This window comes from Bradyrhizobium sp. (genome assembly GCF_049581145.1).
GTDB lineage: Bacteria > Pseudomonadota > Alphaproteobacteria > Rhizobiales > Xanthobacteraceae > Bradyrhizobium.
Genome location: NZ_JBAURI010000920.1, coordinates 1 through 5,271 on the forward strand (window position 1 = coordinate 1; position 5,271 = coordinate 5,271).

Genomic DNA, 5,271 nt, shown 5'->3' on the forward strand with positions numbered 1-5,271 from the left:
CCGCTCGACTTCATTCCGAACGCCTCCCGCAGCGGGCGTGCGCCGCATCCGAAGAATGTGGTGATGCTGGCGGCGGACGCCTTCGGCGTGATGCCGCCGATAGCGAAACTGACGCCGGCGCAGGCGATGTACCACTTCCTGTCCGGCTACACCGCGAAGGTGGCGGGCACCGAGCGCGGCCTCGGAAGCGAACCGCAACCGGAATTCTCCACCTGTTTCGGCTCGCCGTTCCTGCCGCGCGATCCGTCCGTCTACGGCAATCTGCTGCGCGAATTGATCGCCAACCACAATGTCGATTGCTGGCTGGTCAACACCGGCTGGACCGGCGGCAAATACGGCGTCGGCCGCCGCATGCCGATCAAGGTGACGCGGGCGCTTCTGACCGCGGCGCTCGACGGCTCGCTGCGCCATGCCGATTTCCGCACCGACCGCTATTTCGGCTTCGCGGTGCCGACCTCGCTGCCGGGCGTCGAGCCGCATATCCTCGATCCGATCAAGACCTGGAAGGACAAGGCCGAATTCGACAAGACCGCGCGCGCGCTGGTCGGCATGTTCCAGAAAAATTTTGCCAAGTTCGAGGCCCAGGTCGATGCCGAGGTTCGTGCCGCCGCCCCCGACGTTAGGCTCGCGGCCGAGTAACGCGTTGGCGTCATTCCGGGGCGCCGCAACCGCAGCCATCCCGGAATCCCGGTCGCGAGCGAACCCTCCGGATTAAGCTTCTGAAAAAGGGCGGCTCATGTGAGCCGCCCTTTTCGATTCCGCCGACCCTACGCGTGCCCCGTTAACGCCGACTTAACCAAATGTGCCCAGTACTGCCCCCAAAGGATCGTCAGCGCGGAGCCTGCCATGTCGGACATTTTCAACGTTCTTCAGAATGCCTATGCCACTGCGCCGCTGACGACGACGAACACCAAGTACACGCCGGTCAGTGCCGCCAGCTATCAGGGCACCTGGACCGGCACCTATTCGAACAATCAGAAATTCGAGCTCACGATTTCCGACGTCAAGGGCTTCAAGGCCCAGGTCAAATATCAGAGCGGTGGGACGACGCAGTATCAGCAGGTTCTGATCGGAAACTCGGCCTTTCGCATTGGTGACACCAAATTCGTGCTGACCGGCAAAGGCCAGGCTACGGTCGCCAATGCCGTGACCGATCCCACCACCGGTGACACCAGCCTGGTCAAGGGGTCCGCCACGCTGAGCACCTGATGGAGCCGCACCGCCGTCGGCGGCTGCCATTGCGCCCCGCGTCGGCGCGCAATGGCGCGCCGTTATCGCTCCTGTTTACCCGGATTCGATGACGTCCGACGGCGTCGCTCCCCACCCGCCGCTTCAGCCCGTGACGCCACGCTGCATGCCCGGGGCCTGCACCACCGGCGCCGGGTGGACCGGGACGTTCCAGATCTCCTCGGCATATTCGCGGATGGTGCGGTCGGAGGAGAACCAGGCCATGCGCGCCACATTCATGATGCTGGCGCGGGTCCAGGCCGGTGTCACCTGCCAGCGCGCGTCGATGCCGCGCTGCGCCTCGTAATAGGACGCGAAGTCCGCGCTGACCATGTAGTGGTCGAGATAGCGCAGCGCATGCGCGATCGCCTCGAAGCGGCTGGGTTCGTCGGGGGAGAATTCGCCGCTGCTGATGGCATTGATGGCGCGCGCCAGCTGCGGCGTGCGCCGGATCAGGTCGGTGGCGTCCAGGCCCTGCTTGCGCCGCACCATGACGTCCATCGCCTCCATGCCGAAGATCGCGATGTTTTCCGCGCCCACGTGGTCGCGGATCTCGATATTGGCGCCATCGAGCGTGCCGATGGTCAGCGCGCCGTTCAGCGCCAGCTTCATGTTGCCGGTGCCGGAGGCTTCCATGCCCGCGGTCGAAATCTGCTCGGACAGGTCGGCGGCGGGAATGATCACTTCGGCGAGGCTGACATTGTAGTCGGCCAGGAACACGACCTTGAGCCGCCCGCCGATCGCGGCATCGTTGTTGACGATGTCGGCGACGTCGTTGATCAGCTTGATGATCAGCTTGGCGTAGCGATAGCTCGCCGCCGCCTTGCCGGCGAAGATCTTGACGCGCGGCACCCAGTCGCGCTGCGGCTCGTCCTTGATCGCCTGGTACAGCGCGATGGTCTCGAGGATGTTGAGCAATTGCCGCTTGTATTCGTGGATGCGTTTGATCTGGACGTCGAACAGCGCCGACGGATCGACGAGGATGTTCATGCGTTCGCCGATCAGCCGCGCCAAGGCCAGCTTGTTCTGGTGCTTGACATCGCGGAACTGCTGCTGGAACGCGTTGTCGCTGGCGTAGGTTTCGACAGACGGGAGCAGACCGGGATCATCCAGCACGGTTTCGCCACAGGCGGCGCGCAGCAGCTCGGTCAGTTTCGGATTGGCCAGCATCAGCCAGCGCCGGAACGTAATGCCGTTGGTCTTGTTGGTGATCCGGCCCGGATAGAGATGGTTGAGATCGTGGAACACGGTGTCCTTCATCAGGTCGGAATGCATCGCCGAGACGCCGTTGATGCGGTGCGAGCCGATAAAGGCCAATTGCCCCATCCGCACTCTGCGGCCGCTTCTCTCGTCGATCAGCGAGACCGAGGCGCGGAAATCGACGTCGCCGGGGCAGCGCGCTTCCGCCTGCGCCAGATGCTGACCGTTGATGCGGTAGATGATTTCCAGATGCCGCGGCAGCAGCTTCTCGAACAGTTCGACCGGCCAGCTCTCCAGCGCCTCCGGCAGCAGCGTGTGATTGGTGTAGGACAAGGTCTCGACCGTGATCTTCCATGCCTCGTCCCAGCGGAAATTGTGCAGGTCGACCAGGATGCGCATCAGCTCGGCGACGGACAGGCTCGGATGGGTGTCGTTGAGCTGGACGGCGGCCTTTTGCGCCAGGCTGCGCAACTGACCGTCGGATGACAGATGCCGCTTCACCAGGTCCTGCAGCGAGGCCGAGACGAAGAAATATTCCTGCCGCAGCCTGAGCTCCCGCCCGGCCGGACTCTCGTCATTGGGATAGAGGAATTTGCAGATCGATTCCGCCCGCGCCTCCTCGGCGCTGGCGCCGAGATAGTCGCCGGTATTGAAGACATCGAGCTTGAGCGGGTCGGGCGAGCGCGCCGACCACAGCCGCAGCGCATTGACGTGCAGGCCGCGCCAGCCGACGATCGGGGTGTCGTAGGCCATCGCCTGAACGGTTTCCGCCGGATGCCAGATGGCGCGGGCGCGACCCTTGTCGTCGACATGTTCGACTCCGCCGCCGAAATGGACATGATGGACCACTTCCGGCCGCTGCAATTCCCAGGGGTTGCCGTAACTCAGCCAGACGTCCGGATATTCCTTCTGCCAGCCGTGATCGATGATTTGCCGGAACAGGCCGTAATCGTAACGGATGCCGTAGCCGATCGCGGGAATCGCCAGCGTCGCCATGCTTTCCATGAAGCAGGCCGCAAGCCGCCCCAGGCCACCGTTGCCGAGCGCGGCATCCGGCTCGCAAGTCCGCAACTCGGCAAGGCCGACGCCGAGATCGCCGAGCGCGGTGTCGAACACCTTGAGCAGTCCCATATTGTTCAGCGCATCGCTGAACAGCCGGCCGATCAGGAATTCCAGTGAGAGATAATAAACCCGCTTGCGGCCGGCGTCGTAGCTCTCCTTTTCCGCGGTCAGCCAGCGATGCACGATGCGGTCGCGCAGCGTCAGCGCGGTCGCATTGTACCAGTCGTGCCGGGTCGCCATGGCGGCATCCTTGCCGACCGTGAGCCGGAGCTTGGTGAGGATGGCGCCCTTGATCTCGGCGACCTCGAGTTCGTCAACGGGCTGATTGGGTACGGAAAAAACCAGGGAATGATCTGACACGTTGAGCCCGTGAACTGTGAGTTTGTTGTATGATACGCTGGTTAGGCCGGGATCGAAACCCGGTCGGTGCATCTGCCCTGTTTTTATGCAAAGATTGGGCCGATTTGACCGTCTGGCTGCAGGCAGATTGGTGATAGAATGTCCGCAAAGGCTTAGCGCGTAACCTTGGGGGAGCGTGCCATGAGACTGATGATCGAAAGGCTGATCATCGAGATCATCGCGGCGATGTTACTGATCATCTGTGTCACCGCCACCAGCGCCGCGTTCGCCGCCGACAGAACCGGCCGCAGCGCCGACGGCCTGAGCTGTGCGTTCAGCGCTCCGCAAAATGCCACGCCCGCTGTGCGCTGCGCCGCGATCCGAAAGCAATGCGGTGGAAGGTTCTGGGCGGACTATTGCGGCGACAGCATGCTGTCGGCGGCGACGTAACGTTGCAACAGCTCTCATCCGCGTCGTCCCGCGAAGAAGGCGGCCCCACAACCGCCAGCGGCTGGATTGCCCCGAGAGCGGGAAAGCGAAGGCACGGAGCCGTCCTCACTGGTCTGTGACTTGGATTCCTTGGGCGTTCAAAGCTCCGAACAAGGCCTCGATATCCTCAGGTTCGAGCTTGTCGGCGATCAGTTCGTTGAGCTGATCAAAGGTGACAAACCCTGTTCGAAGGCCGATTTCGATGGCTCTTTGAATCATGCTTTCTCGCTCCATTTCGTCCGTCCTCTTGTCAAGAAGGTCTCTACTCAATGGAAGGAGTCTCCCGTCACAGAAGTTGGTTGGGAACAAATTAAGAACACTTTAGCAAGCCTTTGATATATCATTGTGATTCGAGAAGCCTCGACACCACATCTATGGTCTGCCCAGTCTTGCGAGGTCTACATGTCCACCATCGCCTTCGATTCCTTCGCCCTGACCCGCATCGCCGACTTCGCACGGACGCTGTCGCGGCTGCACCAGGCGTCGCGCACGCGTGCCGTCGACGACGACCAGATCGACCGCGAGTTCAACGCGGTCTGCATGTCGGTGTGGGGCTATACCACCGACGATATCTGCGACGATTTGTTTTCGGCCGAAGATCACGCCTTCCTCGATACGCTCGACGAGGCGCATGCGCGCATCTTTGCCGCCGAGCAGGGCTACGATCTGGTCGACGATCAGGGCATGCTGACGGACTGGTGGGGCTATTGCTGGATGATCCTCGCCGAGAAGCGCGGGCTGCTCACGCCGGACAACCGCGCCGCGGCCCGCGCGGCGATCGAGGAGAAATATCTGGCGGCGCCGAACGTGATCGGCGTCATCGTCGGGCGATAGATAGGTCGCCGCGACTCATCCGGGGGGCGCGCGCAAGCACGCACCCGGAATCTCTTTCGCTCAGTCGACGTCAACGCGCTTGTCCCGCCCCGTTGCCGGCTTCGGAGCAAGGGCCGCGGC

6 protein-coding genes are annotated in these 5,271 nt (G+C 62.8%); 4 read left to right on the forward strand and 2 right to left on the reverse strand.

The features are described 5' to 3' along the window. Together WCB02_RS30215 and WCB02_RS30220 are read left to right on the forward strand one after the other, a co-directional pair. Positions 1–639, forward strand: a 639-nt coding sequence (locus WCB02_RS30215; RefSeq protein ID WP_423963742.1) for a phosphoenolpyruvate carboxykinase (ATP), incomplete at its 5' end; no start/stop codon positions are given. 207 nt (positions 640–846) lie between these two features. Beyond that, positions 847–1,209: a hypothetical protein gene (locus tag WCB02_RS30220; protein ID WP_423963744.1), complete on the forward strand. Its 363-nt coding sequence runs from the start codon at positions 847–849 to the stop codon at positions 1,207–1,209. A 123-nt stretch (positions 1,210–1,332) separates the two neighbouring features. Here WCB02_RS30220 and WCB02_RS30225 read toward each other — a convergent pair whose 3' ends face one another. Beyond that, on the reverse strand, positions 1,333–3,849 hold the full coding sequence (locus WCB02_RS30225) for a glycogen/starch/alpha-glucan phosphorylase (RefSeq protein ID WP_423963746.1): 2,517 nt from the start codon (positions 3,847–3,849) through the stop codon (positions 1,333–1,335). A gap of 180 nt (positions 3,850–4,029) precedes the next feature. On the opposite strand from WCB02_RS30225, the gene WCB02_RS30230 reads away from it, so the two are divergent. Further along, the gene (locus WCB02_RS30230; RefSeq protein ID WP_423963749.1) at positions 4,030–4,278 is read left to right on the forward strand and encodes a hypothetical protein; all 249 of its coding nucleotides are present in this window, start codon (positions 4,030–4,032) and stop codon (positions 4,276–4,278) included. Between the two features lie 105 nt (positions 4,279–4,383). Here the strand turns inward: WCB02_RS30230 and WCB02_RS30235 are convergent, their stop codons facing one another. Next, on the reverse strand, positions 4,384–4,551 hold the full coding sequence (locus WCB02_RS30235) for an RNA polymerase sigma factor region1.1 domain-containing protein (RefSeq protein ID WP_423963751.1): 168 nt from the start codon (positions 4,549–4,551) through the stop codon (positions 4,384–4,386). 168 nt (positions 4,552–4,719) lie between these two features. Between WCB02_RS30235 and WCB02_RS30240 the strand changes: the two genes are divergently transcribed. Then, entirely contained in the window at positions 4,720–5,151 is a 432-nt protein-coding gene (locus WCB02_RS30240) for a hypothetical protein (RefSeq protein ID WP_423963754.1), read from the forward strand. The last annotated feature ends 120 nt before the right edge of the window (positions 5,152–5,271 follow it).